Origin of the sequence: Promicromonospora sp. NPDC050249 (assembly GCF_040656015.1) — a bacterium.
Taxonomy (GTDB): Bacteria; Actinomycetota; Actinomycetes; order Actinomycetales; family Cellulomonadaceae; genus Promicromonospora.
In genome coordinates this window covers 20,707-46,767 of the sequence record NZ_JBFAKY010000003.1, presented here as the reverse complement: position 1 = coordinate 46,767, position 26,061 = coordinate 20,707, and the positions used below count along the sequence as shown (strand labels likewise).

The following is a 26,061-nucleotide window of genomic DNA, read 5'->3' as shown; positions in this document are numbered from 1 at the left end:
GCCTGGCGTCCTGTCAGCGGGTGGGGGAGTGGTGGGTCGCGCGGGAGCGGGTGCGGGTGCCCGCGCCGTTCGAGACGCCGTTGCTCGACGCCGAGCCCGTGTGCGCACCAGCGCCCGTGCCCGCGTCCCATGCTCGTGCGATGCCGAGGCGGCGCAGGTGCTCGCCGGTCACCGTGGCGCCGTCGGGCCCTATCCAGTGCTCGGTGCCGAACCGTTCGTCGGTCGCGGCGTCCCAGCGGCGCATGAAGGGTGTGCCGTTGTCGGTGATGACCACAGACCCGTAGGTCGTAGGGAGCGGCCGCGCGGGGAGATGGATCAGGGTGTAGATCTCCGCGAGGTCCGTCGGCCCGACGGAGGAGACGCTGTACCAGTTCCCGTCCACGTCGCGCTGGACCGCGTACCCGCTGGCGTCGAGCGCGACGCTGAGGTGCGGCAGGTCGGCCGCGAGAAGCTCTTGGCTGGTCTGGTAGACGGTGCCGACCTGGGCTACCTGGCTCATCGGGTAGGTCTCCTTGGCGTCGAATCGGTGGTGTCCACCCATCAAAGCGGATTTGTGACGATTCGGGGGGCCGAGAACGCACTACGGGCCGCCCGGGCTACCGGGCGGCCCGCTGGCTCATCGCGATTCCGTCTCGGAGAGGGCGACGGGCTCGGATGCCTCCGGGTCCTTGTCGCCGGAGCCGCGCGTCGCGTACAGGCTGGTGGCGGTGACCACGGCGAGGACACCGATGATGACGCCGAGCGAGGCGAGCGTGGGGATCTCCGGGACGCCCGCCCAGATGCCGTGGGCCCAGTGCAGGACGAGCTTGACGCCGATGAACGCGAGGATCGTCGCGAGCCCGTACCCGAGGTGGACGAGCTTGCTCAGGGCGCCCTGGAGCACGAAGTACAGGGCGCGCAGGCCGAGCAGGGCGAAGGCGTTCGTCGCGAAGACGAGGTAAGGGTCGCTCGTGATGCCGTAGACGGCGGGGACCGAGTCCACCGCGAAGACGACGTCGGCGGCGAAGACCGCGACCACCACCACCGCCAGCGGGGTGAGCATGCGCCGGCCGCCCTCGCGGACCGAGAGGCTGGAGCCGCGGTAGTCGTCGGTGACGGGCATGAAGCGACGGATCAGCCGGACCGAACGCAGCTCGGAGACCTCGACGTGGTGCGAGCTGCCGCGGATCTGGTCGACGAGGATCTTGACCGCCGTCGCGAGGAGGATCCCGCCGAAGAGCAGGAACGCCCAGCTGAGGTTGGCCAGGACCGCGGCCCCGAGCGCGATGAACACGCCGCGGAGCACGAGGGCCCCGACGATGCCGAGCAGGAGCACGCGCTGCTGCAGCGCGGCCGGCACGGCGAAGGCGGTGAGCAGGAGCATGAACACGAACAGGTTGTCGACCGACAGCGACTTCTCGACGAGGTACCCCGTGAGGTACTGGACGCCGATGTCCGAGCCGAACGTGGCCCAGATCCAGCCGCCGAAGGCGAGGGGGAGGGCGATGTAGAACGCGCTCCAGCCGAGGGCCTCACGCATGGACACCTCGTGCGGGCGTCTGGTGATGAGGAAGTCCACGGCGATCAGGGCCAGGACGGCGAGGATGGTCACCGCCCACATGGTGGGAGTGGCGACAGAGGTCAGGGCAGCAGAAGCAGTACCTGTGATGGCGAGCAAGGAGTCTCCGTAATAGACGGCTCCGAGGTCTCCTTCACCTTGCCGAGCAAGGTCGCCGCCCGAGGTCGCATGGTGCGCCGTAATGACCGGACGATGTTAGGGAAGTACTCCCCTCGCAGTGCGCATCTTACGACACATTTCTGGGTGAGATATGTCTTGTGTGCCAGGTGGGACTTCGATAACGTTATCGACAATCTACCGCTGCGTGAGAGCACTCCCCGCGACAATGATGTTAGCGCTCACACGATTCGTTCCACCGATTCGCTCCACGCAGGCGGCTCCCGATGAGCCGCGGTCCTGATCGCGCCGCAGGTAGGGGCACTGCTCGCTGGTGGATGCCGTCAACGCTGACCGCATCGACCGGCATGACCGGTACTGCCCAGGCGCAGTCCTCGCAGGCTGCGCTCTCACGGAAGAGGAGCGAAGGATGAGGAAGTCCATCGCACGACTTGCACTGGCACTGACCGCGGCCCTGGTGCTCGCCCCGGCGGCGGCGTTGCCGTCCGAGGTCGCCCCGGCGGCCGCCGCGAGCGCCAACCTGCTCACGAACGGCGATCTGGAGAACGGCACGACCGGCTGGTCGGCCTTCGGCGCGGGCACGGTGGCGTCCACCACCAGCCCGGTCCATGGCGGCGCCCGCGCCCTGTCGCGGACGGGCCGGACCGCCGCGTGGAACGGCCCCGCCCAGACTGTCACGTCCGCGCTGACGAACAACACGAGCTATACGGCGAGCGTGTGGGTGCGCTCCCAGAGCGGGACCCCGACCGGCCGGATCACGTTGGCGCTGACCGCGGGCGGCACGACGAGCTACGTCAACCTGGCCCAGGGGAACGTGAACTCGTCCGGCTGGACGCAGCTGACCGGCACCACGACGGTGTCCTGGTCCGGGACGCTGTCGTCCGCCACGTACTACGTGGAGACGGCCGCCGGTACCGACAACCTCTACATCGACGACGCCTCGCTCGTCAGCAACACGGGGACGTCCTGCGACCTGCCGTCCAGCTACCGCTGGTCGTCCACCGGGGTCCTGGCGAACCCGAGGTCCGGCTGGGTCTCGCTCAAGGACTTCACCGTGGCTCCGTACAACGGCCAGCAGCTCGTCTACGCCACGACGCACGACTTCGGCACGTCCTGGGGCTCGATGAACTTCAGCCTCTTCTCCAACTACTCGCAGATGGGGAGCGCCTCGCAGAACGCCATGTCCTCCGGCACGGTGGCACCGTCGCTCTTCTACTTCGCCCCGCGGAACATCTGGGTGCTGACCTACCAGTGGGGCCCGTCGCCGTTCATGTACCGGACCTCGAGCGACCCCACGAACCCGAACGGCTGGTCGGCTGCGAGCCCGCTGTTCACCGGGTCCATCACAGGCTCGGGCACGGGCCCGATCGACCAGACGATCATCGGCGACGGTACGAACATGTACCTGTTCTTCGCCGGTGACAACGGGAAGATCTACCGGGCCAGCATGTCGATCGGGAACTTCCCGGGGAACTTCGGCAGCAACTACCAGACCATCATGAGCGACACCACGAACAACCTGTTCGAGGCCCCTCAGGTCTACAAGCTCAAGGACCAGAACAAGTACCTGATGATCGTCGAGGCCATCGGCTCCAACGGGCGGTACTTCCGCTCGTTCACGGCGACCAGCCTCTCCGGTTCCTGGACCCCGCAGGCCGCCACGGAGAGCAACCCGTTCGCCGGCAAGGCCAACAGCGGGGCCACCTGGACCAACGACATCAGCCACGGTGAGCTCCTGCGCACCAACGCCGACCAGACCATGACCGTCGACCCCTGCAACCTGCAGCTGCTGTACCAGGGCCGCTCGCCGAGCTCGGACGGGGTGGACTACGGCCTGCTCCCGTACCGGCCGGGCCTGCTGACGCTCCAGCGGTAGGGCGTTCGCCCAGCTGCCGTTCGACTTCGGTCGGTCGCTGGGTGCGCTACGTGACTTCGGTCGCTTGCGCTGAGATCGGTCAATCAACCGACCGATCTCAGTGCAAGCGACCGAAGTCGTGCGCCGGCGGTCTAGTCGTGGGACGCGCGGGTCCCGCCGTCGCGGTGCGCGAGCGTCGCGAGCGCGTCCTTCCAGTACCCCTCGGCGGCCTTCGCGTGCCGTTCGGTGTCGATGTTCTCCTCGACGACGGTGACGAGCGTGCCGCCGTCGTCGGGCTCCAGCACTATGCGGATGTCGTGGTAGTTCTCGGGGACGTCGTCCAGGCCGTTCAGCGGCGCGAAGTGCGTGAAGTGCAGGAGTCTCGGCCGTTCGACGGCGATGACCGTGCCCTTGTCCGCGAACACGCGGCCGAAGAAGTGGCCCTCGAACGTGATGGGGCTGCCCGGCTGGAAGTCCGTCTCGATGTTGGCGCCGAGCATCCATCGCGCACCCGGGTGCATGAGCTCGGCCCAGACGCGCTCGGGCGGCTCGGCGATGTGGGTCGTCGCGGTGACGCTGTGGCGTGGGGTCTCGGTGCTCATCGTTGCCTTCCGTCGTGCTCTCGGACACGACCGTACCCCGGCGCAGGTCAGGTGGCGGCGCGCGCCGTGGCGTCCCAGACGACGGCGCCGGCCGGGTCCCAGATGCGGCTGGTGCCGCCGTTCGACCACACGGCATGGAACCCGGTGGGCAGGCCGAGGTAGCGGACGAGGTGCGGGGCCCTGCGCCAGACCTCGTGCGCGGGCACGAGCGTGGTGCCTCCGCGCGGCTGCTCGGCGAACGGCGTGATGACCCAGCCGGAGGCGTCGTCGGACGGGGTGTAGCGGCGCACGTGGATCTCCGGGGCGTCGAACGCGCCGTCGTAGACGCGCACGTTCGCGGTGAAGCGGATCGACTCCCGGGTCACCTTGCAGAACGCCGCCATCTCGGCCTGGTGCCGCAGCGCCTCCAGCATCGGGTCCACGTCCCACGTCATGGTCTCGATCCCCGGCTTGGTGAGGTCGGTCGCGGCGACCCGGAGGTCGTCGCCGTCCTGCGACAGGGCGGACCACCAGAAGCCGTGCCACACCCCGAGGCCCTTGGTGACGCGTTCGGGCGGCTGCGCGGCGAACCAGTCCACGAGGCCGCGGGCCTGCGGAGCGAGGAAGGATGTCGTCCGGAGCCAGACGCGCCGGCCGTGGGCGGAGCGTGCGTCGAGCACGACGGTCGCCGGGGGCGTCGTCGGCTCGCCGTCGGCCCACCACCGGACGACGTCGGTGCCGGCCGACGGCCAGTCGACGCTCCGGTTCGCGATCGGGTCGAGGAGCCGGACGTCGTTGCCGTCGAAGTGTGCGACGTACCAGTGGCCCGGGCCGTGCGCGCGATCGATGCCCACCACCGAGTACGCCCCCGCGCCGCGGGCGCGCAGCCGCGCGGTCAGCTCCTCGGGCGTGGTCTGGTGGAACGGTGCGCCGATCAGGCCTGCGAGCTCCTGTTCGCTCGGCCCGGACGGGGTCGCCGTGCGCCCGGGTTCCCCGTGCAGCACGCCGATCATGGCCGCGACCGCCGACGCCGCATGGTTGATCGGGGTCTCGCCGATGGCCGCGTCGTCGCGCTGGCCTGCCGCGAAGCCGGCCAGGAGCTCCTGGCCGGTGAACGCCGACTCGCGCACGATCGCCGAGCCGTCGAACCCGACGATCGTCTGCGCACCGCCCCGGCCCGGGGTCCACACGTGGAAGCCGCCGGGCACCACACGCTGATGCCGCGCGACCGTCGCGAGATCGACGCCGAGTAGCGCCGCGGCACGCTCCGCTACCTGGGGGAACGCGTTGGTCCAGTGCTCACCGGACGGCTTGTCTGTATCGATCACGGCGGCAGCGTACGCGCGGGATGCCAGCGGCAGCCGACCGGTCCATAGTGGCTGGAGGCACGAGGAGGGGGAGGCGATGGGCGATATCGACGAGCTGCTCACCCACAGCTGTGACGCCGACGGCGGCATCCGGCGGCGGCGACGCGGCAAGGGGTTCTCGTACGTGGACGACAGCGGGGCCAGGGTCACCGACCCGGAGGCGCTCGAGCGGATCCGCTCGCTCGTCATCCCGCCCGCGTGGACCGACGTGTGGATCTGCCTCGACCCCGCCGGGCACATCCAGGCCACCGGGCGCGACGCCAAGAACCGTAAGCAGTACCTCTACCACCGCCGGTGGCGCGAGTACCGCGACGCCGCCAAGTTCCACGAGCTGGCGGAGTTCGGCGCGATGCTGCCGGACCTGCGCAAGCGCGTGGACGCCGACATGCGCTCACCGCAGCTCGGCGCCGACCGGGTGCTCGCCACCGTCGTCCGGCTCCTGGACGAGACGCTGATCCGGGTCGGCAACGACGAGTACGTGCGGTCCGGCGAGTCGTTCGGGCTGACGACGCTGCGCAACCGGCACGCCACCGTCGAGGGCGCCGAGGTGCGGTTCCGCTTCCGCGGCAAGTCGGGCACGCCGCACGACGTGGTGGTCCACGACCGGCGGGTGGCGAACATCGTGCGCCGCTGCCGGGAGCTGCCCGGTCAGCGGCTGCTGCAGTACGTGGACGGCGACGAGGTACGGAGCATCGGGTCACGCGACGTCAACGAGTACCTCGGCCGGGTGACGTCGGCCGACTACACGGCCAAGACCTTCCGGACGTGGGGCGCGAGCGCCGTCGCCTTCGGCCACCTGCGGCACCTCGAACCGGCGACCCGGCGCGAGCACGACGCGCAGCGTGCCGAGGCCGTCCGGATCGCCGCCGCCCACCTGCACAACACCCCTGCGGTGTGCCGCAAGAGCTACATCCACCCCGCGATCCTCGCCGACGACCGCGCGGAGCTCGACGAGCTGATCGAACGGTCCGGCGCGAACGCCTCCCGCGGGTCGCGCTGGATGGACGCCGACGAGCGCGCGCTCCTGAAGTTCCTGACCGCCGCCGAGGAGACCTGGGAGGCGCCCGCGGCCTGAGGCCGGCCCAAGGATAGGGTTGCGGTCGTGCATCACTCCACGGCCGAGGGCGTCCGACGAATCGACTTCTTCCCCTGGGAGTACGACCCGACGTCCGAGGAGGGCGTCGCGCAGGAGGCACGCCGGCGCGAGCTGGTCGCCGACGGCGCACACATCGGCACCGGCGTCTTCGTCGCGCCGAACGCGGCGGTCTTCTGCGACCGCCTCACGGTGGGCGACCGTACCTACATCGCGGCGCTCGCCTACGTCACGGGCGACCTGACGATCGGCGCCGACTGCTCGATCAACCCCTACGCGGTGGTCCGCGGCGAGATCCGGATGGGCGACGGCGTGCGGATCGGCGCGCACACGTCGATCCTCGGGTTCAACCACAGCATGGCCACCGACCGGCCGATCCACCAGCAGGGCACCTGGAGCAAGGGCATCACCCTCGGCGACGACGTCTGGATCGGCTCGAACGCCACGATCCTCGACGGCGTGACGGTCGGTGACCACGTCATCATCGGCGCTGGCTCCGTCGTCACCAAGGACGTGCCCGACTGGGCGGTCGTCGCGGGCAACCCGGCACGCGTCCTGCGGGACCGTCGGACGGACACCCGCGGCGACTCGGCGCCGGACCTCGCCACGGACCTCGCCACGGAGCTGCGGGCGTTCGCGGGGCGGGCGCGTGCACAGGCCGGCGCCCTGCTCGCCCGCTGCTTCGAGGACGGCCGGTTCATCGACCGGCCGACGGCGCTCGCAGGGGCGCTCGAGCCCGCCGTCCGGCCCTGGGCCGACGCCGTCGAGATCGCCGACCTGCTGCTCGACGCGCCGCCGCCGGGCTTCTCCGCCGCGGACCTGGTCCGCCGCCTCACCGCCCGGCAGGATCCGGCGACCGGGCTGATCCCGGCGGGCGACCTCTCCGACGAGGGCCTGTCCGGTCCGGCACCGTCGACGGTGTCCGACGAGCCGCTCGACCCCATGGATGGCCCCGCGAGCTACCACGTCCTCAGCGTCGGCTACGCGGTCCGGCTCCTCGGCGGGCGGCTGCCGCACCCGATCCGTGCGGTGCACGCGCTGAGCGACCGCGAGGTCGTCAGCGCGCTCGAGGCGCGCGACTGGGGCGCGCAGGCGTGGGGGAGCGGCGCGGCCGTCGACGCGCTCGCCACGGCGTGCGCCCTCAACATCGCCGACTTCTCGGCGGAGCTCGCCGACGGCGGCGTCGGCCCGCTCCACGGGCTCATGGGCTGGCTGTCCGCCTCCGCGAGCCCGGAGACCGGCATGTGGGGCGCACCCCAGCCCGCGCCGCGCTGGCTGCAGGCGGTGAACGGCTTCTACCGGCTGACCCGCGGCTCGTACGCTCAGCTCGGGCTGCCGCTGCCCTATCCGGAGGCCGCGGTCGACACGGTGCTGGAGCACGCGGCCGACCCCTACCTGGCGACGCCCGACGGGTACACCGCCTGCAACGTCCTCGACGTCATCCACCCGCTCTGGCTCGCGGCCAGGCAGACCGGGCACCGCCGCGCCGAGGGCGAGGCGTGGGCGCGCGGCCAGCTGCGGCGGGCGCTGCGCAGCTGGGTCGACGGCGCGGGGTTCGCCTTCGCCCCCGCGAGCGACGCCGCCGACGCCGTGGCCGGGCTCCAGGGCACCGAGATGTGGCTGAGCATCGTCTGGCTGCTGGCGGACTACCTCGGCCTCGCGGACGACCTCGGCTACCGGCCGCGCGGCGTGCACAGCCCGGACCCGCTGGTCCGGCTCGCGCCGGTCAGCGAGCGCTGATCCGGGCCGGGCTGATGTGGGCCGGGGGAACTGTGCGAATCCGAAGTGTGTTGCTCGGTGTAGACAACGTCTACTGACAGCAAGCGACCTCGAATTCGTACCTTCTCCCGGGGATTCACCGCCGTTCAGGCACCGGGGCGCTTGACCCGCGGACGACGAGCCGCGTGGCGAGCTCCTCGCGCGGCGCGACGTGCGGCGGTTCGGCGTCCGGTGGTTCGGCGCTCAGGCGCAGCAGCATCCGCAGCGCGGCCGACCCCATCTCCGCGATGGGCTGGTGCACGGTCGTGAGCGCGGGAGTCACCCACTGCGCCTCGGGGGAGTCGTCGAAACCCACGACGCTGACGTCCTCGGGGATGCGCAGGCCCAGGGCCGCCGCGGCGTCGTACACCCCGAGCGCCATGGTGTCGGAGCAGGCGAAGACGGCCGTCGGCCCAGGGGCGTCCCGCAGCAGCTGCGTCGCCTGCGCGGCGGAGCTCGCCCGCTGCCAGTCGGTGTGCGCGATGCGCTCGTCGGGCAGCTCGTGGCCGGCCTGGGTGACCGCCGAGCGGAACCCGTCGATGCGGGCCTGGCTGTAGAGGTGCGTGCGCCGTCCGGCCAGCACGGCGAAGCGCCGGTGGCCGAGCGAGAGCAGGTGCTCCGCCGCGGCGCGGCCCCCTGCCCAGTTGGCGGCCCCGACGCTCGCGACGGTGCCGGGCGGCTGCGACACGGGGTCGAGCAGGACTATCGGCACCCGCGCCGCGGCGAGCGTCGCGAGCTGTTCGCTCGTGGTGTCGACGAGGGCCAGCACCGCGCCCCGCAGCCGCCGCGCGAGCAGGCGCGTGAGCCAGGCGTCGTCCGGCGGCCGGGCGACGGAGACGACGACGTCGACCCCTGCCTCCTCGGCCGCGTGCTCGACGCCGCTCAGCGCGCGGTTCGCCCACGTGCCCTCGACGCCGCTGAGCACGAGGTCGACGAACGGGGACTGCGCCCCGCGCGTCGCCGCGTCCCGGCCGGACCGCCCGCGGTACCCGAGCTCCGCGACGATGCCCATGACCCGTGAGCGGGTCTCGGCGGAGACGTCGGACCGGCCGCTCAGCACCTTCGACACGGTGGGCACCGTCGTGCCGGCCGCCCGCGCGACGTCCGCGAGGGTCGTCCGGCGTGAGCTCTGCATGCGGTGACCTTAGCCAGGCCCGCGCAAGTTGCGCAACATTCTGCCTCTTGATCCGGCCTGACGGTTGCTGTATCAAAGGGGGCGAAGCGATGTGGCACTCCGCCGGGCTCAATGTTGCGCAACTATGGGAGCGAGCTGTACATGAACACTTCGACGAAGCGCGCCCTGATCGTGCGCGGGGGATGGGACGGGCACCAGCCCGTCGAGACCACCGACTCGTTCGTCCCGTTCCTGAAGGAGCACGGGTACGACGTGCGGATCGAGGACACGACTGCGGTCTACGCCGACGCCGACTACGTGGCGGGCGTCGACGTCGTCGTCCAGACCAACACGATGAACACCATCGAGGGTGACGAGCTGCGCGGCCTGATCGCCGCCGTGCGGAACGGCACGGGGCTGGCAGGGTGGCACGGCGGGATCGCCGACTCGTACCGGAGCAGCTCCGACTACCTCCAGCTGATCGGCGGGCAGTTCGCCACGCACCCGCCGAAGGCTCCCCCGGAGGAGCTGGCCGGCGAGGCCGCCGACAACTTTCTGCGGCACACGATCGACATCGTGCCGGAGCGGGCGGACCACCCGATCGTCGCGGGGATCTCCAGCTTCGAGCTCACGACGGAGCAGTACTGGGTGCTGTCCGACGACTACAACGACGTGCTCGCGACCACCACCGTCGCCGCGCGCGACTTCGACGCGTGGCACCGGCCGGTCACGAGCCCGGCCGTCTGGACCCGCCGGTGGGGCCAGGGGCGTGTCTTCGTCTCCACGCCCGGCCACGACCTCGCCACGGTCAGCGACCCGAACGTCCGCACCATCATCGAGAGGGGCATCCTGTGGGCCAGCCGTTGAGAGTGGGGATCGTCGGCCTCGGCGCGATCTCCGGCCAGTATCTTTCCGCGTTCGCGCGGCTCGCGGCCGTGCGGGTCGTCGCGGTCGCCGACCTCGACGCGGCCCGCGCGGAGGCGGTCGCCGCCGAGCAGGGCGCGCGGGCACTGACGGTCGACGAGCTGGTCTCCGACCCCGAGGTCGACCTCGTCCTCAACCTCACGATCCCGGCCGCCCATGCCGAGATCGCGCTCAAGGCGATCGCCGCGGGCAAGGACGTGTACGGCGAGAAGCCGCTGGCGGCCACGCTCGACGACGCGCGCGTCGTCGTCGAGGCCGGCCGGGCAGCGGGGGTGCGGGTGGGCTGCGCGCCGGACACCGTGCTCGGCACCGGCGTGCAGACGGCGCGGGCGGCCATCGACGGGGGCGCGATCGGCGAGCCGGTCGCCGCCACCGCCACGATGATGACGCCCGGCCACGAGCGCTGGCACCCGAACCCCGACTTCTACTACCAGCCCGGCGGCGGCCCGCTCCTCGACATGGGGCCGTACTACGTGACGACGCTGGTCACGCTGCTCGGTCCGGTTGCGTCGGTCGTCGGCACCGCGAGCCATACCCGCGCCACGCGCACCATCGGTTCCGGGCCGCGCCAGGGCGCCGTCATCCCCGTCGACGTCGACACGCACGTCACCGGCGTGCTCCGGCACGAGTCCGGCGTGCTGTCGACCCTCGTGATGAGCTTCGACTCCGTGGCCACCCGGGCCTCCGAGATCGAGGTCCACGGCCAGGCCGGATCGCTGATCGTCCCGGACCCCAACAGGTTCGACGGCGACGTCCAGCTCCACGAGCTCGACGGTGAGTGGCAGACCCTGCCGCCCAGCGCGGGGTATCGCGACGCGGGGCGCGGCTACGGCGTCGCCGACCTCGCGACCACGCCGCAGGGTGCACCCGCCCGCGCGAACGGAGACGTCGCGTACCACGTGCTCGACATCATGACGTCGCTGCTCGCGTCGGCGGGCAGCGGGACCGCCGTGACCGTCGAGAGCACGTGCGACCGGCCCGCACCCGTTCCGCTGTCGGACGCGCCGGGCGGGATCCGCAAGGGCTGAGCAGGGCGGAGGATCAGGGCGCGACGCTGCGCCGGAACGACTGCACGGCGAGGTCGGCGGCGAGGTGCCGCGGCAGGTCCTGGTTGCTGACCTCGGCGGCCGTGTAGAGCACCGCGTAGTAGAGCGAGACCGCCCACGACGTCGGGATCCCGGGCGCGATGGACCCCTCGGTGCGGGCGCTGTCCATCAGCGCCCGCATCTCGTCGTCGCCGTCCTCGGCGGACCAGTGGGGGTTGCCGTCGAACCTGTTCGGGTCCGAGAACAGGAAGATGACGCGGTCGCCCATCGCGACGCCCGCGCGCAGGTACTGCTCGAGGGTGTCCATCGCCGAGGCCGGCGCGGACGCGCCGTCGTCCAGGGTCTCCAGCCGCGCCAGCGAGTCGAGCAGCAGGGCGTCGACGAGGGCCTGGCGGTCGGTGAAATAGCGGTGCAGCGTCGAGCGGCTGACCTCGGCGCGCTCGGCGATGGCACTCAGGGACGCGGAGAAGTCACGCGCCCACACGGATGCGGCCGCGTCCAGCACCGCCTGCCGGGTCCGTGCGCGCGCCCCTCGCTCTGTCTGCTCCGTCGTCACGTGGCCGAGAGTATGTGGTCCCACCCGAAGAAACAATTCAGTTGCTAAATGCGACAGTGGTGTCGCAGGATGGGTCGCGGATGTGCAGCAGTCCACATCGACCAGATGAACCGAGCAGATGGAGCGGTGACGTGCCAGACGGCGGGACTACCGAACGAGCGACGAACGACCGGACCACACACGACCGGACCACGCAGGACAAGGTGCGCATCCTCTGGGCCTATGCGCGCCCGCACAAGGCAGTGCTCGTCGTCGCCCTGATCCTCGGCGCGCTGGGCACCGCTGCCGAGCTGGTGACGCCGCTGGTGACCAAGGCGGTGCTGGACGGGCTCGAGACGTCCGCCTCCCTGCGCACCCCGATCACGATCCTCGGTATCCTGCTGGTGGCCGGAACCGTCATGGGGCTGGTCCAGGGCATCATGCTCGGCACCCTCGCCGAGCGGATCATCCTCGCGGCCCGCACCGGCCTCGTCCGCCATCTGCTGCACGCCCGGGTCCCCGAGGTCACGTCCCGCGCGCCCGGCGAGCTCGTCACCCGCGTCACCTCGGACACGCTGCTCATCCGCGAGGCGACGACGTCCAGCGTGGTCAACTTCGTCAACGGGATCATCGGCCTCGTCGGCGCGATAGTGCTCATGGCCTACCTGGACGCCGTGCTGCTCGGCGTGACGGTAGTGGTCCTGCTCATCGCCGGGATCAGCGTCGTGGCGCTCATGCCGCGGCTGTCCAAGGCCCAGCAGGAGGCGCAGGAGCACGTGGGTGCGCTCGGCGGACGCCTCGAGGGTGTCGTCCGCGCGCTGCGGACCGTGAAGTCCGCCCGGGCGGAGTCGCGCGAGACCGACCGGGTCTCCGGCCATGCCGAGGCCTCCGCCCGGAGCGGAATCCGCGCGGTCAAGCTCGAGAACGTGTCGTGGACGATCACCGGCGTCGCGGTCAACCTGGCGGTGATGCTGCTGCTCGGCGTCGGGGCATGGCGGGTCTCCACCGACGCGATCACAGTGAGCACGCTCGTGGCCTTCCTGCTGTACGTGTTCCAGCTGATGATGCCGGTGATGCTCCTGACGATGTCGCTGACGTCGCTGCAGTCCGGGCTCGCGGCCGCCGCCCGGATCGCCGACGTCGAGGAGATGGAGCTGGAGACCGACGACGTCGCCTCCGCCGGTGGCACACCGCGCCCCGGCCCGGACGTGCCCGCCGACGCCGACGCGCCCCCGGTGCTGCGGCTGCACGAGGTCACGTACCGCTACGCCGGCTCGGACGTCGCTGCCGCCCCAGCGCTCGACGGCGTGAGCCTCGACGTCCCACGGCGCGGGCACACCGCGATCGTCGGGCCGTCGGGCGCGGGGAAGACGACGATCATGTCGCTCCTGCTCCGGTTCCTCGGCCCGGACGAGGGGCGCGTCGAGCTCGACGGGCTGCCGTACGCACAGCTGACCACCGACGAGATCCGCTCCCGGATCGCGTACGTCGAGCAGGACACCCCGATAGTGCCCGGCACGCTGCGGGAGAACCTCGCCTACGCCGCCCCGGACGCCACCGACGCCGAGATCTGGGCCGCGGTCGACGCCCTGCGGCTCAGCCAGCGGGTGGCTGCGCTGCCGGACGGCCTCGACACCGAGGTCAGCGCCTCGCAGCTCTCCGGCGGCGAGCGGCAACGGGTCGCGGTGGCGCGGGCGCTGGTCGCCCGGCCGGACATCCTGCTGCTCGACGAGGCGACCGCACAGCTCGACGGCCTGACCGAGGCCGCCCTCGCCGGGGCGATCCGGGAGGTCGCGAGCACCGGCGCCGTCGTGACCATCGCGCACCGGATCTCGACGGTCATCGACGCCGACCAGATAGTGCTGCTCGAACGCGGCCGCGTGCGTGCGGTCGGCCAGCACACCGAGCTGCTCGAACGGGACGAGCTCTACCGGGAGCTCGTCGCGGCGCTACGGCTGGACACGAGCGTCGCTGCTCCCGCGGCCTGAGCTCCCCGACCTGAGCTCTCCCGGACGACGAGCCGGTGCGGCGCGAGGATCCGGCGCGGCTCGCCGTCGTCCCCGCCGATCCGTCCGACCAGGGCGGCCATCGCATCCTTGGCGATGGCCGCCTTGTCGGGCGAGACGGTGGTGAGGCCGGGCGTGCTGTACCTGCCGTCCTCGATGTCGTCGAACCCCACGACTGCCACCTGCTCCGGCACCGAGATGCCCGCATCGTGGAGCGCGCGCAGCGCCCCGAGGGCGAGCAGGTCCGAGAAGCAGAACAGGGCGTCGGGCAGCGTGCGCCCGCGCAGGATCCGCCGCGTCGCCTCGGCCCCGGCGCGCCTGGTGAACGAGCCGACGTAGGCGACGTCCGCCGAGGCCCACGGCGCGCCCGCCATCGCCTCCTCGAACCCGGCCAGCCGCAGCGAGCTCGACGACGCCTGGCTGCGCTGCGCGCCGACGGCCACCACACGCTCCCTGCCGGTGGCCAGCAGGTGCCGGACGGCGTCCCGGGCGGCCGCCGAGTTGTCGATCTGGACGTGGTCGAAGCCGGGGTGCGGCTCCTCGCCGAGCAGCACCACCGGGCGCCGCGTCCTGGATGCCCTGGACAGGTCGCCGTCGGTCAGCGCGAGCGGGCTGACGACGAGCCCGTCGAACACCGCCTTCGTGTCCGCCCGCGCGAGCAGCTCTCGCTCGCGCTCCCGCACGCCGGCGGTCTGCTCGATCATCAGCGTGTACCCGTGGCGGCGGCCCTCCTCGCCGAGCTTGCGGGCGAGCTCCGCGAAGTACGGGTTGTCCAGGTCGGGGACCACCAGCGCGACCATGCCCGACCGCCCGGACCGCAGCATCCGCCCGACCTCGCTCGGCCGGTAGTCCAGCTGCTCGATCGCGGCGAGCACCCGCTCGCGCGTGGCGGGGGAGACCTGCACGGTGCCGTTGACGACGTTCGACACGGTGCGGGCCGACACGCCCGCGAGGCGTGCGACGTCCTCGCGTCGGCCCACCGTGTGTCGGACCACTGCGCGCCTCCTTTGGCGTCCCCCTGCACCACACCTACGTCTCACCTGCGTCGCGGCAAGCGTAGGTCCGGCGCGGGCAGGCCGCCGAAGGTAATTCAGGTGGGCGGACGGCGGGCGCACACCAGGTGGACGGCGTCCGTCGGGGTACCGTCTGCTCCATGCGTCTGGGCGTTCTCGATATCGGGTCCAACACAGGACATCTGCTGGTGGTCGACGCCCATGGTGGCGCGGCGCCGCTCCCTGCCTCCTCGTACAAGGAGCCGCTGCGGCTGGCGGAGCACCTGGACGACGACGGCGCCGTCAGCCCGGCGGGCGTCGAGGCCCTCGTGGAGTTCACCGCACAGGCCGTGCGCCTGGCGGAGGACAGGGGCTGCGCCGAGACGCTGGCGTTCGCGACGTCGGCGGTACGCGACGCGGTGAACTCCGAGACGGTGCTCAAGACGGTGCACGAGCGCACCGGGGTGCGGCTCGAGGTGCTGAGCGGCGAGGACGAGGCCCGGCTGACGTTCCTGGCGGTGCGGCGGTGGTTCGGCTGGTCGGCCGGGCGGCTCGCCGTGTTCGACATCGGCGGCGGTTCGCTCGAGATCGCGGGCGGCGCCGACGAGGCGCCCGGCGCCGCGTGGTCGCTCCCGCTCGGGGCGGCCCGCCTGGCCCGCAGCCACTTCCGCGTGGCGCCCGACGCCGACGCGCTGCGCGCCCTGCGCCGTGACCTCCGTGCCGAGATAGCGCAGAACGCCGGGACTCTGCTGCGGGCCGGACGGCCCGACCGCGCCGCCGCGACGTCCAAGACGTTCCGTTCGCTGGCGCGCATCTGCGGCGCGGCGCCGGCGGCGGAGGGTCCGCTCGTGCGCCGGGTGCTGTCGCTCGACGCGCTGCGGGACCGGATCGACGACCTGACGCGCACGAGCCTGGACGACCTGGCCCGGCTGCCCGGGGTCTCGCCGAGCCGGGCACACCAGATAGTGCCCGGTGCGCTCGTCGCGGAGGCGTGCATGGACGTCTTCGACCTGACCGAGCTCGAGATCTGCCCCTGGGCGCTGCGCGAGGGCGTGATCCTGCAGCGGCTCGACCAGATGCCGCACATCAGCGTCGGCTAGACGGGAGCGTCCACCGGCACCGGGCGCACGGCTCTCGGCGTCGGGCAGCAGGCGGTGAGGAAAAAGCGCCGCGAACGTAACGCCGCGGCTCGCGAGGCGAAACGCGGGTTCGCGACCCTTCCGGGGAAGGGCGCCACCGCATGGTGGCGCTCTGACCAACTTTGCCCCGAGCGCGGCAGCCGCCCCTGGAACTGGGAGAACCATGACCCACGTGAAGCCCGCGGACCTCGTGACCCGCATGATCGACGCCGGCGAGGCGAAGGTGCACCTGTCGACCAGGGACACGCTGATCCGAGCGTTCATGGGCGCGGCGCTGCTCACGATCGCCGCTGCGTTCGCCGTGACGGTGTCCACCCAGACGGGGGAGCCGCTGCTCGGCGCGATCCTGTTCCCGGTCGGCTTCATCATGCTCTACCTGCTGGGGTTCGACCTGCTCACCGGCGTCTTCACGCTCGCACCGCTGGCGTGGCTGGCCAAGCGGCCCGGGGTCACCGTGGGCGCGGTGCTGCGCAACTGGGGCCTGGTGTTCGTGGGGAACCTGGCGGGCGCGATCATGGTCGCCGTCCTCATGGCCATCTACTTCACGTACGGCTTCTCGACCGAGCCCAGCGAGGTCGGCCAGGCGATCGGGGTCATCGGCGAGGGCCGGACCGTCGGCTACGCCGACCACGGCGCGGCCGGCATGCTCACGCTGTTCGTGCGCGGCGTGCTGTGCAACTGGATGGTGTCGACGGGCGTCGTGTTCGCGATGATCTCCACGAGCGTGATCGGCAAGGTCGTCGCGATGTGGATGCCCATCATGCTGTTCTTCTACATGGGGTTCGAGCACTCGATCGTGAACATGTTCCTGTTCCCGTCCGGTCTGCTGCTCGGTGCCGACTTCACGATCATGGACTACCTGGTCTGGAACGAGATCCCGACGGTCATCGGCAACCTGGTCGGCGGGCTCACCTTCGTCGGGCTGGTCCTGTACGCCACGCACTACCGGACGGCGCCTGACCGACGTCCGGTGGCGCTCGTCGGGACCGCGGCCGAACCGACGCCGGAACGCGAGCGCGAGCTGGTCTGACCCACCCCCGTCCGGGGAGGCGGATACTGGCGGTATGTCGGTTGTCACCAACCCCGTCGAACGCCTGCGCGCCCGGGTGGGGGACGCGCTGTTCATGCGGGTCGCCGGGCCCGGCGGGTACGAGGCGCGGGACCGGATCCACCTCACGCCCGGACCCCGCTGGTTCCCGCCCGACAGTCCCATCCGGCTGGTCCACGGCGACTCGGCGACGTTCGTGGGCGGGCTGCGGGCGCTGCTGCTGCAGTCGCTGCACCCGCTGGCGATGGCGGGTGTGGCCGGCCACTCCGGCTACCGCGGGGACCCGTGGGGGCGCCTCGCGCGCACCTCGACGTTCCTCGGCTACACGACCTTCGCGACGGCGGAGCACGCCCAGGAGATGGTCGACCGCGTGCGCGCCGTCCACGCACGCGTACGGGGCAAGGCGCCGGACGGCCGCACGTACCGAGCGAGCGACCCGCACCTGCTCACGTGGGTGCACGTCGCGGAGGCCGACTCGTTCCTGACCGCCCACCAGCGTTACGGCGTGCGGCCGCTGGACCCGGCCGAGGCGGACGAGTACGTCGCGCAGTCGGGCCGGGTCGCGCGGGCGCTCGGCGCGGAGGACGTCCCGGAGACGGTGGCCGAGCTGGCCGACCGCCTGGCGTCCTACCGCGACGAGCTGGAGGCCACGCCCGCGGCGCTCGACACGGCGCGGTTCCTGCTGCGCGAGCCGCCGCTGCCCTGGTCGGCGCGCGCTCCCTACCGCCTGCTCGCGGCGGGGGCCGTGGCGCTGCTGCCCGACTGGGCCCGCGCCGAGCTCGGCGTGGACACCCGGTTCAGCCGGGTCCTGGGCGGCCCCGCCGGGGGAGTCGCCGTCCGGGCCGTCCGCTGGGGCATGGACGGCGTCTCCCGGGAGGGGCGTCGATGGTGACCCGGCAGCCGAGTCAGCCGCGCGGGTCCGCCACCCGTAGGTCGGCGATCGCCTCGGTGATTCCCTTCCGGTCGTAGCTGCCGGTCGGCATGGTCGCCGCCCGCGCGTGGCGGACGACCCCGTCGCGGTCGACCAGGAGGCTGCCCGACTGCTGCATGGCGCCGAACACCTTCCGCATCAGCCCCACCGCCTCGTGGGGTGAGCCGTGCCTGCCTGTCACCACCTGGAACGGCAGCTCACGGCGTGCCTCCCAGACCGCCGCCTCGCTCCGGCCCTCGGGGACGACGATCAGCACGCGCACGTCGGCCGCTGCCAGGTCGGCGGCCCGGGTGGCGAGGTCCTTGACGTGCATGGCGCAGACCGGGCAGGTGACCGAGCGCATGAAGTAGAGCAGCACATTGTCCGTGCCGCGGTAGTCGGCGAGGCGGACGGGGCGCCCGGCGGTGTCTTCGAGCTCCAGGTCGGGGAGCACGGATCCGATTTCGAGCATGGGGACTCCAGGTGAGGTGGTGTGAGATGGCCGGGGTCGTTCGTCAGTTATGACGTCAGCCGTGCAGCAGCAGCTCGCGGACCGTCGTCCGGGCCCGGTGCAGGCGCGACTTCATGGCGGCAGTGCTCAGACCGAGCGTGTCGGCGACGGCCTTGCCGGCGTAGCCCTGGACGTCCCGCATGATCAGGACCCGGCGCTGGTCGGCGGGCAGCTGGGCGACGGCCGCAGCCACGCGTTCCGCCTCCAGCCGCTGCAGGACGTCGTCCTCCGCCGAGACCGTGGTCCCGGGCGGCACCAGCTCCGGGTCGCCGCGCAGCGCCTGGCGGGCCCGCCGCAGGCACTCGTTGCGCACGATCCGGAACATCCACGACACGAGCGCACCGGAGGCCCGCAGGGTCCCGATCTTGCGGTACAGGATGATCAGGGCTTCCTGCGCGGAGTCCTCGGCGTCCTCGGGCGAGGCGCACAGGGTGCGTGCGAACCGCTGCACGTGCGGGTGCGATCCCGAGACCAGTGCGGCGATGGCGGCCGTGTCCCCGCCCTGTGCGGCGACGATCAGCGACTCCCGGGGCCAGGTGGTCTCAGCCATGCCTCGGCCTCACTGTGCAGACGTTCACCGTGACCTCCTCGAGTGCCGAGCGTGTCCCGGCGCCTATAAGAGTCGGTACGAGGGCAAAAGGATTCAGGACCCCGTTCCTACGTCGCTGTCACGGGCGGCTCCGCAGCGCCAGCAGGGTCCCGTCGGGGACTCGTTGAGGGCACCGCACTCCGCGCAGATCTCGGAGAGCCAGCAGGCCGCGTCGCCGCCCTCTGGCCCTTCCACAGGCTGGGATGTACCAGGCACGGTCCTCCTCGCTGGCTACCGGTCGTCTGAGGCCGGGGCAGAGGCTCTATCCCACACCAGCTCGGCTGCCGGGGCAATGATCGGGCCCTACGGGACCAGCGGGTACGGCGTCTCCCGGCTCACCCGCTGGAACCGGCGGTAGAAGTCCCCGATGACCGCGGCGACCGGCGCGTGCTTGACCAGGAGTGCCGCGATACCCGCCGGCGTCCCCTCCGGGGTCACGCCCTCGGCACAGGAGCGCACGAACTCCCTGCGTTCCTCCGGCCCGTAGCCGTACAGCGCGACGGCCAGCCAGTTCACCAGGTGCGTGAGCGCGAGGTTCCGGTCGTACCCGCGGTGCTCGTCGAAGAAGGCGGCCTCACCGGGGCTGAGCTCGAAGCCGGACGAGATCGCGAGCCCGTAGTCGGCGAAGTAGAGCCGCTGTCCGTCGGTCAGGATGTTCTGGAAGTGGGTGTCGAAGTGCAGCAGCCCGCGGGCGTTCATGAACGAGATGCCGGCGTCCACCTCGTCCTCCACCATGGCGCAGGCCCGCTCGGCGACCTCGCCGCCGGCCTCGACCTGGACGCCCAGCCAGTCGTGCAGGTTCTGCGGGATGTACTCCAGGAACAGCACGATGCTCGCCGAGGACTCCTGCAGGGCCTGTATCCGGCGCCGTATCTCCGGTCCGCCGCCCCAGTAGTGGACGGCGTGGTCCACGTCGGCCAGCTCCTCGGGGAGTGGCCGGCCCCGGTCGGGCAGCACCCGCCAGTGGTGCATCAGGGGGAAACCCTCGTGATCTCCCGCGATCACCCAGTTCGTCGTCATGATCTGCGCGGCCAGCTCCCGCCAGGCCCCGAACCCCGGTCCGCCGATGGTGCCGACGCCGTAGTGGCAGAAGGTCGGCAGCCCGAAGAGGTTGGCGGTCGAGCGGACGTTCTCAGGCCGGAGCTCGAGGTCGGTGAGGCGCACCTGCTTGACGAACACCGGGGTGCCCTCGACGTCCAGCAGGAGCGTCTGCCCGCCGATGCCGGAACCGATGGGCGTGGCGGCGTCCAGGAGTTCGCGCAACCCGCGGTCGCTGTACAGCGACAGGGCTGTGGACGCGGCGCCGTGGGCCGCGAGACGGGCGGTGCGGGACATGGCCGCCAGCCTCTCACGTGCGGAGATGGCGTCGACGCGCGCGCCGCCCTTGCCTAACCAGCGCGTTCACGGCAGAGTCTGTGGTGACGCACCTCACACCGTCGTGGGGCGCGTCGCCAACGGAGGTGCCCGATGACGACCACCGAGATTGCCACGCTCCGCCGTTCGATCGAGCAGCTGCGCCAGAGCGTGGCCGTGGTGCGTAGCGCGTTCGGCGACGCGCCGGAGGTACGCCGGCTCGTGAACGACCTCGAGCGGCTGGAGATCGACGCGGCGGAGCTCCTGTCGGCGGAGCCCCTGCGGCAGGTGAGGGCCTCGGGGCGGGTGCCGGAGCACGTCGTCGTGCCTGACACGCCCCTGGACGAGACGATGTTCAGCGATGCCGACGACGAAGGGCTCGGCGGCTACCACGGCGACCGCTCGTGACGACCACCGCACGCGGCGTCGGAGGGCGAAGGACCGGCGCGCGAGGTGTGGACAGCCCGGGCCGGGCCGCCGTCGAGGCGCGCACGCTGCGGTCCGACCGGTGGTGGCTGCCGCCGCTGGCGACCACTGTCGGCATCCTGATCTTCCTCGTCTACGCCACGGTCCGGGCCTTCCAGCAGCAGTACTTCTTCGCGGACGAGCGCTACCTGACGCCGTTCTACTCGCCCTGCGTCTCGTTCGGGTGCGCGTCCGAGCCGGGCTCGTCGCACTTCGGCATGTTCCTCCCGGACCACCCGCTGCTGCCGTACGCGGCGCTGAGCCTGCCGTTCCTGCTGCTGTTCCGGCTGACCTGCTACTACTACCGCAAGGCGTACTACCGGTCGTTCGCGCTGGCGCCCGCGGCGTGCGCGGTGCCGGAGCCGCACGCGACGTACCACGGCGAGACCCGCTTCCCGCTGGTCCTGCAGAACGCCCACCGGTACTTCTTCTACGTCGCGGTGGTCATCTCGGTGATCAACACCTACGACGCGCTCGTCGCGTTCCGGCATCCGACGGACGGGTTCGTCGTGGGTGTGGGCAACCTCGTGCTGCTCGTGAACGTGGTGCTGCTGTGGGGCTACACGGCGTCGTGCCACTCGTGCAGGCACGTGATGGGCGGCCGCCTCACGCACTTCTCGAAGCATCCAGTGCGCTACCGGCTCTGGACGTGGGTGTCGGCGCTCAACACGCGGCACGCGCAGTTCGCGTGGACCACGCTCGCCTCCCTGATCCTGACCGACCTGTACGTCGCGCTCGTCGCGAGCGGCACCATCACCGACCTGCGGCTCATCGGTTAACTGGACAGGAGTCCCGTCTTGACGGAGATCGAACGGCACGAGTACGACGTCCTCGTCATCGGCGCCGGGGGTGCCGGGCTACGGGCCGCGATCGAGGCGCGGGAACGCGGGTTGCGGACGGCGATCGTCTGCAAGTCCCTGTTCGGCAAGGCGCACACCGTGATGGCCGAGGGCGGGTGCGCCGCGGCCATGGGCAACGTCAACGAGAACGACTCGTGGCAGGTCCACTTCCGCGACACCATGCGCGGCGGCAAGTTCCTGAACAACTGGCGGATGGCGGAGCTGCACGCCAAGGAGGCGCCCGACCGGGTCTGGGAGCTCGAGACCTACGGCGCGCTGTTCGATCGCACCAAGGACGGCCGGATCAGCCAGCGCCACTTCGGCGGGCACACCTACCCGCGCCTCGCGCACGTCGGCGACCGGACCGGGCTGGAGCTGCTGCGCACCATGCAGCAGCGCATCGTCGCCCTGCAGCAGGACGATTTCGCGGAGACCGGCGACTACGAGGCCCGCCTGCGGGTGTTCGCCGAGTGCACGGTCACGGAGCTGCTCAAGGACCCGGGAGCCGACGGCGCGATCGCCGGGGCCCTCGGGTACTGGCGCGAGTCGGGGCGGCTCGTCGTGTTCTCTGCGCCCGCCGTGGTGCTCGCCACGGGCGGCATCGGCAAGTCGTTCCAGGTCACGTCCAACTCGTGGGAGTACACGGGGGACGGCCACGCCCTCGCGCTCCGCGCCGGCGCGGACCTCATCGACATGGAGTTCGTCCAGTTCCACCCGACGGGTATGGTCTGGCCGCCCAGCGTCAAGGGCATCCTCGTGACCGAGGGCGTGCGCGGCGACGGCGGGGTGCTCAAGAACTCCGAGGGCAAGCGGTTCATGTTCGAGTACGTGCCCGACGTCTTCAAGGGTCAGTACGCCGACACCGAGGAGGAGGCGGACCGCTGGTACGACGACCAGGAGAAGAACCGCCGCACACCTGACCTGCTGCCGCGCGACGAGGTGGCCCGCGCCATCAACACCGAGGTCAAGGAGGGGCGCGGCTCGCCGCACGGCGGCGTCTACCTCGACATCGCGAGCCGCATGCCCGCGGAGGAGATCCAGCGGCGTCTGCCCTCGATGTACCACCAGTTCAAGGAGCTGGCCGACGTCGACATCACCGCCGAGCCGATGGAGGTCGGCCCCACGTGCCACTACGTGATGGGCGGGATCCAGGTCGACCCCGACACCGGGCAGTCGAGCGTTCCTGGCCTGTTCGCGGCGGGGGAGTGCGCGGGCGGCATGCACGGCTCGAACCGGCTCGGCGGCAACTCGCTCTCCGACCTGCTGGTGTTCGGCAGGCGAGCGGGGCTCGGCGCGGCCGACTACGTCGGCGGCCTGGCGAGCAGGCCCGCCGTGCGCGCGGCCGACGTCGACGCGGCGGCGGAGATGACGCTCGCCCCGTTCGACCCGCCGTCGGACGCTCAGGGCGGGGCCGAGAACCCCTACACCCTGCACGCCGAGCTCCAGCGGATGATGAACGACCTGGTGGGCATCATCCGTACGGAGTCGGAGGTGGCCGAGGCGCAGCGGCGGCTCGGCGAGCTCCGCGCACGGATCCGGCAGGTGTTCGTCGAGGGCCACCGGCAGTACAACCCCGGCTGGCACCTGGCGCTCGACCTGCGCAACATGCTCATGGTCAGCGAGGCTGTGGCAGCGTCGGCCCTGCTGCGCACCGAGAGCCGCGGCGGGCACACCCGCGAGGACCATCCGGGGCTCGACGCCGAGTGGCGCCACCGGGTGCTGGTGACGCGCTGCGCCGACAGCAACGAGGTGGTGCCGCGCGTCGTCGTCGAGCCCGCCGAACGGGTGCCCATGCGCGAGGACCTGCTCGCGCTCTTCGACCTCGCCGAGCTCCAGAAGTACTACACGCCGGCCGAGCTGGCGGCGCACCCCGGGCAACCGGCAGGTCCAGATCCAGATCCACTGGGAGGCACCGCATGAGCTACACGGGGACGTTCCGGGTCTGGCGGGGTGACGCCGACGGCGGCGCGCTGGCCGACTTCGAGGTGGAGGTCAACGAGGGCGAGGTGGTGCTCGACGTCCTCCACCGGCTGCAGGCCACGCAGACCCCCGACCTCGCGGTGCGGTGGAACTGTAAGGCGGGCAAGTGCGGGTCGTGCTCCGCGGAGATCAACGGGAAGCCGCGCCTGCTGTGCATGACGCGCATGTCGGTGTTCGAGCGGAACGACGTGGTGACCATCACGCCGATGCGGACGTTCCCGGTGATCCGCGACCTCGTGACCGACGTGTCGTTCAACTACGCCAAGGCGCGCGAGATCCCGTCGTTCGCGCCGCCGGCCGACCTGGCGCCGGGCGAGTACCGGATGGCGCAGGTCGACGTCGGGCGCTCGCAGGAGTTCCGCAAGTGCATCGAGTGCTTCCTGTGCCAGGACACCTGCCATGTGGTGCGCGACCACGAGGAGAACAAGGAGTCGTTCGCCGGGCCGCGCTTCCTGATGCGGATCGCCGAGCTGGAGATGCACCCGCTCGACGTCGCCGACCGGGTGCCCGCGGCGCAGGAGGAGCACGGGCTGGGCCGGTGCAACATCACGAAGTGCTGCACCGACGTCTGCCCGGAGGGCATCCACATCACCGACAACGCGCTGATCCCGATGAAGGAGCGCGTCGCGGACCGGCGGTACGACCCCTTGGTCTGGCTGGGCCGGACGATCTCGCGGCGGCGGGACTGAGCGGCGCCCGTCTCGCTCAGCACGGCTAGTAGTCTGAATTCACCTACCGTTCTACCGAAATTCATTCAAGGATTTCTCAAGAATCTTGCAATCGCATCTCCCTAGGTTCAGTGCGCGGCACCCGGCCGGACCGGGTCGCCGTTCACACCTGAGCTGAGGAGATCGCATGAACAGGCTGGAGATCCACCGTGGGAAGCCGGGCGGGGTGCTTGCTGCCCCGACCGCGGTACCCGCAAAGGTCGGATGGCGGAGGCTCGGCCGCACGGCACTCGTCGCCGTGCTTGCCATGATGAGCGCCTTTTCCCTGACGGCGCCCCCTGCGACTGCCGCCACGACGCGAGAGCGCATCGTGGCGATCGCCGCTGCCGAGATCGGCGGCACGGAGTGCAACCCGGGCTACTTCAACAGTTGCGACATGGAGTGGTGCGCGGAGTTTGCCCGCTGGGTATGGGCCCAGGCCGGTGTGACCGACCGGAGCGGCCTGGACGGCTGGGCCCAGTCGTTCACGACGTACGGGCAGGAGCGGGGTCTCTACCACTCCAGCGGCAGCGGCTACACGCCCCAGCCTGGTGACGCCATCGTCTTCGACTGGGATGGCGACGGCGGTTCCCGCCCGATCGATCACGTCGCCATCGTCACGAGCGTCACCAGCACCCGCGTCTACACGATCGGCGGCAACCAGAGCGACACGGTGAGCCGACGCGACTACGCCCGCACGAACGGTGACATCGTCGGGTACACGTCTCCTGCGGGCGTCGACGACGAGGAGGAACCCCGCGGCCGGCACAGCGTCACGGGCGACTCGTACGCAGACCTCGTGGCCCGCAAGCCGGACGGCACCCTGTGGCTCTATGCGAACAACTTCGTCCGTGACGACGGCGCGCCCTACAACGCTGCGCGCCAGATCGGGAACGGGTGGAACACGATCAACGCGATCGTCAACGCCGATGTCACCGGGGACGGCTACACGGACCTCGTCGGCCGTAGGACCGACGGAACTCTCTGGCTGTATCCGAACAACATCGAGCGTGACAACGGTGACCCCTACGGTGAGGCCCGCCAGATCGGCAACGGGTGGAACACGATCAACGCGATCGTCGGAGCCGACGTCACCGGGGACGGCTACACCGACCTTGTCGGCCGTAGGACCGACGGCACCCTGTGGTTGTACGCGAACAACATCGAGCGTGACAACGGTGACCCCTACGGCGAGGCCCGCCAGATCGGCAACGGGTGGAACACGATCAACCAGATCGTCGGAGCCGACGTCACCGGGGACGGCTACACCGACCTTGTCGGACGCAGGACCGACGGCACCCTCTGGCTGTACCCGAACAACATCGAGCGTGACAACGGAGACCCCTACGGCGAGGCCCGCCAGATCGGCAACGGCTGGAACACGATCAACGCGATCGTCGGGGCGGATGTCACGGGCGACGGTTACACCGACCTCGTGGGTCGTAGGACCGACGGCACCCTGTGGTTGTACGCGAACAACATCGAGCGCGACAACGGTGACCCCTACGGTGAAGCGCGCCAGATCGGCAACGGCTGGGGGATGTTCGACCACATCAGCTAGCAGCGTGAGCTGA

The 26,061-nt window shown here is 71.3% G+C and carries 24 protein-coding genes; 14 read left to right on the top strand and 10 right to left on the bottom strand.

Going from position 1 to position 26,061, the window contains the following annotated elements:
* Positions 1 to 13: 13 nt before the first annotated feature.
* Both AB0I32_RS03175 and AB0I32_RS03170 read right to left on the bottom strand, forming a co-directional pair.
* Positions 14 to 499: a hypothetical protein gene (locus AB0I32_RS03175; RefSeq protein ID WP_357502790.1), complete on the bottom strand. Its 486-nt coding sequence runs from the start codon at positions 497 to 499 to the stop codon at positions 14 to 16.
* 117 nt (positions 500 to 616) lie between these two features.
* The gene (locus tag AB0I32_RS03170; RefSeq protein ID WP_357503135.1) at positions 617 to 1,600 is read right to left on the bottom strand and encodes a TerC/Alx family metal homeostasis membrane protein; all 984 of its coding nucleotides are present in this window, start codon (positions 1,598 to 1,600) and stop codon (positions 617 to 619) included.
* A 484-nt stretch (positions 1,601 to 2,084) separates the two neighbouring features.
* Between AB0I32_RS03170 and AB0I32_RS03165 the strand changes: the two genes are divergently transcribed.
* Positions 2,085 to 3,551 carry a non-reducing end alpha-L-arabinofuranosidase family hydrolase gene (locus AB0I32_RS03165; RefSeq protein ID WP_357502788.1) on the top strand — a complete coding sequence of 489 codons (1,467 nt, stop codon included), beginning with the start codon at positions 2,085 to 2,087 and terminating at the stop codon, positions 3,549 to 3,551.
* 131 nt (positions 3,552 to 3,682) lie between these two features.
* Here AB0I32_RS03165 and AB0I32_RS03160 read toward each other — a convergent pair whose 3' ends face one another.
* Both AB0I32_RS03160 and AB0I32_RS03155 read right to left on the bottom strand, forming a co-directional pair.
* A complete protein-coding gene (locus AB0I32_RS03160; protein ID WP_357502786.1) occupies positions 3,683 to 4,132 on the bottom strand; it encodes an SRPBCC family protein in 450 nt (149 codons plus the stop codon).
* 47 nt (positions 4,133 to 4,179) lie between these two features.
* Positions 4,180 to 5,439, bottom strand: coding sequence for a hypothetical protein (locus tag AB0I32_RS03155; protein ID WP_357502784.1), 1,260 nt, complete (start codon positions 5,437 to 5,439; stop codon positions 4,180 to 4,182).
* 76 nt (positions 5,440 to 5,515) lie between these two features.
* Here AB0I32_RS03155 and AB0I32_RS03150 point away from each other — a divergent pair, with 76 nt between their 5' ends.
* Positions 5,516 to 6,553 (top strand): DNA topoisomerase IB, encoded by a 1,038-nt coding sequence (locus AB0I32_RS03150; protein ID WP_357502782.1) that lies wholly within the window; start codon positions 5,516 to 5,518, stop codon positions 6,551 to 6,553.
* Positions 6,554 to 6,580: 27 nt separating this feature from the next.
* Complete coding sequence (locus AB0I32_RS03145) at positions 6,581 to 8,311, top strand: acyltransferase (protein ID WP_357502780.1); 1,731 nt, start codon at positions 6,581 to 6,583, stop codon at positions 8,309 to 8,311.
* Between the two features lie 115 nt (positions 8,312 to 8,426).
* Here AB0I32_RS03145 and AB0I32_RS03140 read toward each other — a convergent pair whose 3' ends face one another.
* Positions 8,427 to 9,464: a substrate-binding domain-containing protein gene (locus tag AB0I32_RS03140; RefSeq protein ID WP_357502778.1), complete on the bottom strand. Its 1,038-nt coding sequence runs from the start codon at positions 9,462 to 9,464 to the stop codon at positions 8,427 to 8,429.
* A 141-nt stretch (positions 9,465 to 9,605) separates the two neighbouring features.
* Between AB0I32_RS03140 and AB0I32_RS03135 the strand changes: the two genes are divergently transcribed.
* Together AB0I32_RS03135 and AB0I32_RS03130 are read left to right on the top strand one after the other, a co-directional pair.
* Complete coding sequence (locus tag AB0I32_RS03135) at positions 9,606 to 10,310, top strand: ThuA domain-containing protein (protein ID WP_357502776.1); 705 nt, start codon at positions 9,606 to 9,608, stop codon at positions 10,308 to 10,310.
* Positions 10,295 to 11,395 carry a Gfo/Idh/MocA family oxidoreductase gene (locus AB0I32_RS03130; protein ID WP_357502774.1) on the top strand — a complete coding sequence of 367 codons (1,101 nt, stop codon included), beginning with the start codon at positions 10,295 to 10,297 and terminating at the stop codon, positions 11,393 to 11,395. Before AB0I32_RS03135 ends, AB0I32_RS03130 begins: the two co-directional genes overlap by 16 nt.
* Before the next feature lie 13 nt (positions 11,396 to 11,408).
* On the opposite strand, the gene AB0I32_RS03125 is transcribed toward AB0I32_RS03130, so the two are convergent.
* Positions 11,409 to 11,969: a helix-turn-helix domain-containing protein gene (locus tag AB0I32_RS03125; RefSeq protein WP_357502772.1), complete on the bottom strand. Its 561-nt coding sequence runs from the start codon at positions 11,967 to 11,969 to the stop codon at positions 11,409 to 11,411.
* A 131-nt stretch (positions 11,970 to 12,100) separates the two neighbouring features.
* On the opposite strand from AB0I32_RS03125, the gene AB0I32_RS03120 reads away from it, so the two are divergent.
* Positions 12,101 to 13,936: an ABC transporter ATP-binding protein gene (locus AB0I32_RS03120; RefSeq protein ID WP_357502770.1), complete on the top strand. Its 1,836-nt coding sequence runs from the start codon at positions 12,101 to 12,103 to the stop codon at positions 13,934 to 13,936.
* Here the strand turns inward: AB0I32_RS03120 and AB0I32_RS03115 are convergent.
* Entirely contained in the window at positions 13,876 to 14,949 is a 1,074-nt protein-coding gene (locus AB0I32_RS03115; RefSeq protein ID WP_357502768.1) for a LacI family DNA-binding transcriptional regulator, read from the bottom strand. The two genes, AB0I32_RS03120 and AB0I32_RS03115, sit on opposite strands and share 61 nt — an antisense overlap.
* A gap of 158 nt (positions 14,950 to 15,107) precedes the next feature.
* On the opposite strand from AB0I32_RS03115, the gene AB0I32_RS03110 reads away from it, so the two are divergent.
* The 3 genes from AB0I32_RS03110 (at position 15,108) to AB0I32_RS03100 (ending at position 18,025) form a co-directional block, all read left to right on the top strand.
* Positions 15,108 to 16,046 carry a Ppx/GppA phosphatase family protein gene (locus tag AB0I32_RS03110; protein ID WP_357502766.1) on the top strand — a complete coding sequence of 313 codons (939 nt, stop codon included), beginning with the start codon at positions 15,108 to 15,110 and terminating at the stop codon, positions 16,044 to 16,046.
* A gap of 202 nt (positions 16,047 to 16,248) precedes the next feature.
* Positions 16,249 to 17,115: a formate/nitrite transporter family protein gene (locus AB0I32_RS03105; protein WP_357502764.1), complete on the top strand. Its 867-nt coding sequence runs from the start codon at positions 16,249 to 16,251 to the stop codon at positions 17,113 to 17,115.
* Between the two features lie 34 nt (positions 17,116 to 17,149).
* Positions 17,150 to 18,025: an oxygenase MpaB family protein gene (locus tag AB0I32_RS03100; protein WP_357502762.1), complete on the top strand. Its 876-nt coding sequence runs from the start codon at positions 17,150 to 17,152 to the stop codon at positions 18,023 to 18,025.
* A 13-nt stretch (positions 18,026 to 18,038) separates the two neighbouring features.
* Here AB0I32_RS03100 and AB0I32_RS03095 read toward each other — a convergent pair whose 3' ends face one another.
* The 3 genes from AB0I32_RS03095 to AB0I32_RS03085 all read right to left on the bottom strand — a co-directional run bounded on the left by AB0I32_RS03095 (position 18,039) and on the right by AB0I32_RS03085 (position 20,478).
* On the bottom strand, positions 18,039 to 18,515 hold the full coding sequence (locus tag AB0I32_RS03095) for a redoxin domain-containing protein (protein ID WP_357502760.1): 477 nt from the start codon (positions 18,513 to 18,515) through the stop codon (positions 18,039 to 18,041).
* Positions 18,516 to 18,570: 55 nt separating this feature from the next.
* A complete protein-coding gene (locus tag AB0I32_RS03090; protein WP_357502758.1) occupies positions 18,571 to 19,104 on the bottom strand; it encodes an RNA polymerase sigma factor in 534 nt (177 codons plus the stop codon).
* Between the two features lie 342 nt (positions 19,105 to 19,446).
* Positions 19,447 to 20,478 (bottom strand): protein kinase family protein, encoded by a 1,032-nt coding sequence (locus tag AB0I32_RS03085; protein ID WP_357502756.1) that lies wholly within the window; start codon positions 20,476 to 20,478, stop codon positions 19,447 to 19,449.
* A gap of 132 nt (positions 20,479 to 20,610) precedes the next feature.
* Here AB0I32_RS03085 and AB0I32_RS03080 point away from each other — a divergent pair, with 132 nt between their 5' ends.
* The 5 genes from AB0I32_RS03080 (at position 20,611) to AB0I32_RS03060 (ending at position 26,048) form a co-directional block, all read left to right on the top strand.
* Positions 20,611 to 20,904 (top strand): hypothetical protein, encoded by a 294-nt coding sequence (locus AB0I32_RS03080; protein ID WP_357502754.1) that lies wholly within the window; start codon positions 20,611 to 20,613, stop codon positions 20,902 to 20,904.
* Positions 20,901 to 21,740: a hypothetical protein gene (locus tag AB0I32_RS03075; RefSeq protein ID WP_357502752.1), complete on the top strand. Its 840-nt coding sequence runs from the start codon at positions 20,901 to 20,903 to the stop codon at positions 21,738 to 21,740. Before AB0I32_RS03080 ends, AB0I32_RS03075 begins: the two co-directional genes overlap by 4 nt.
* Before the next feature lie 18 nt (positions 21,741 to 21,758).
* Positions 21,759 to 23,720 carry a fumarate reductase/succinate dehydrogenase flavoprotein subunit gene (locus AB0I32_RS03070; protein WP_357502750.1) on the top strand — a complete coding sequence of 654 codons (1,962 nt, stop codon included), beginning with the start codon at positions 21,759 to 21,761 and terminating at the stop codon, positions 23,718 to 23,720.
* Positions 23,717 to 24,469 carry a succinate dehydrogenase/fumarate reductase iron-sulfur subunit gene (locus AB0I32_RS03065; RefSeq protein ID WP_357502748.1) on the top strand — a complete coding sequence of 251 codons (753 nt, stop codon included), beginning with the start codon at positions 23,717 to 23,719 and terminating at the stop codon, positions 24,467 to 24,469. The genes AB0I32_RS03070 and AB0I32_RS03065 overlap by 4 nt, the downstream gene beginning before the upstream one ends.
* A gap of 166 nt (positions 24,470 to 24,635) precedes the next feature.
* Complete coding sequence (locus AB0I32_RS03060; protein ID WP_357502745.1) at positions 24,636 to 26,048, top strand: CHAP domain-containing protein; 1,413 nt, start codon at positions 24,636 to 24,638, stop codon at positions 26,046 to 26,048.
* Positions 26,049 to 26,061: the final 13 nt, after the last annotated feature.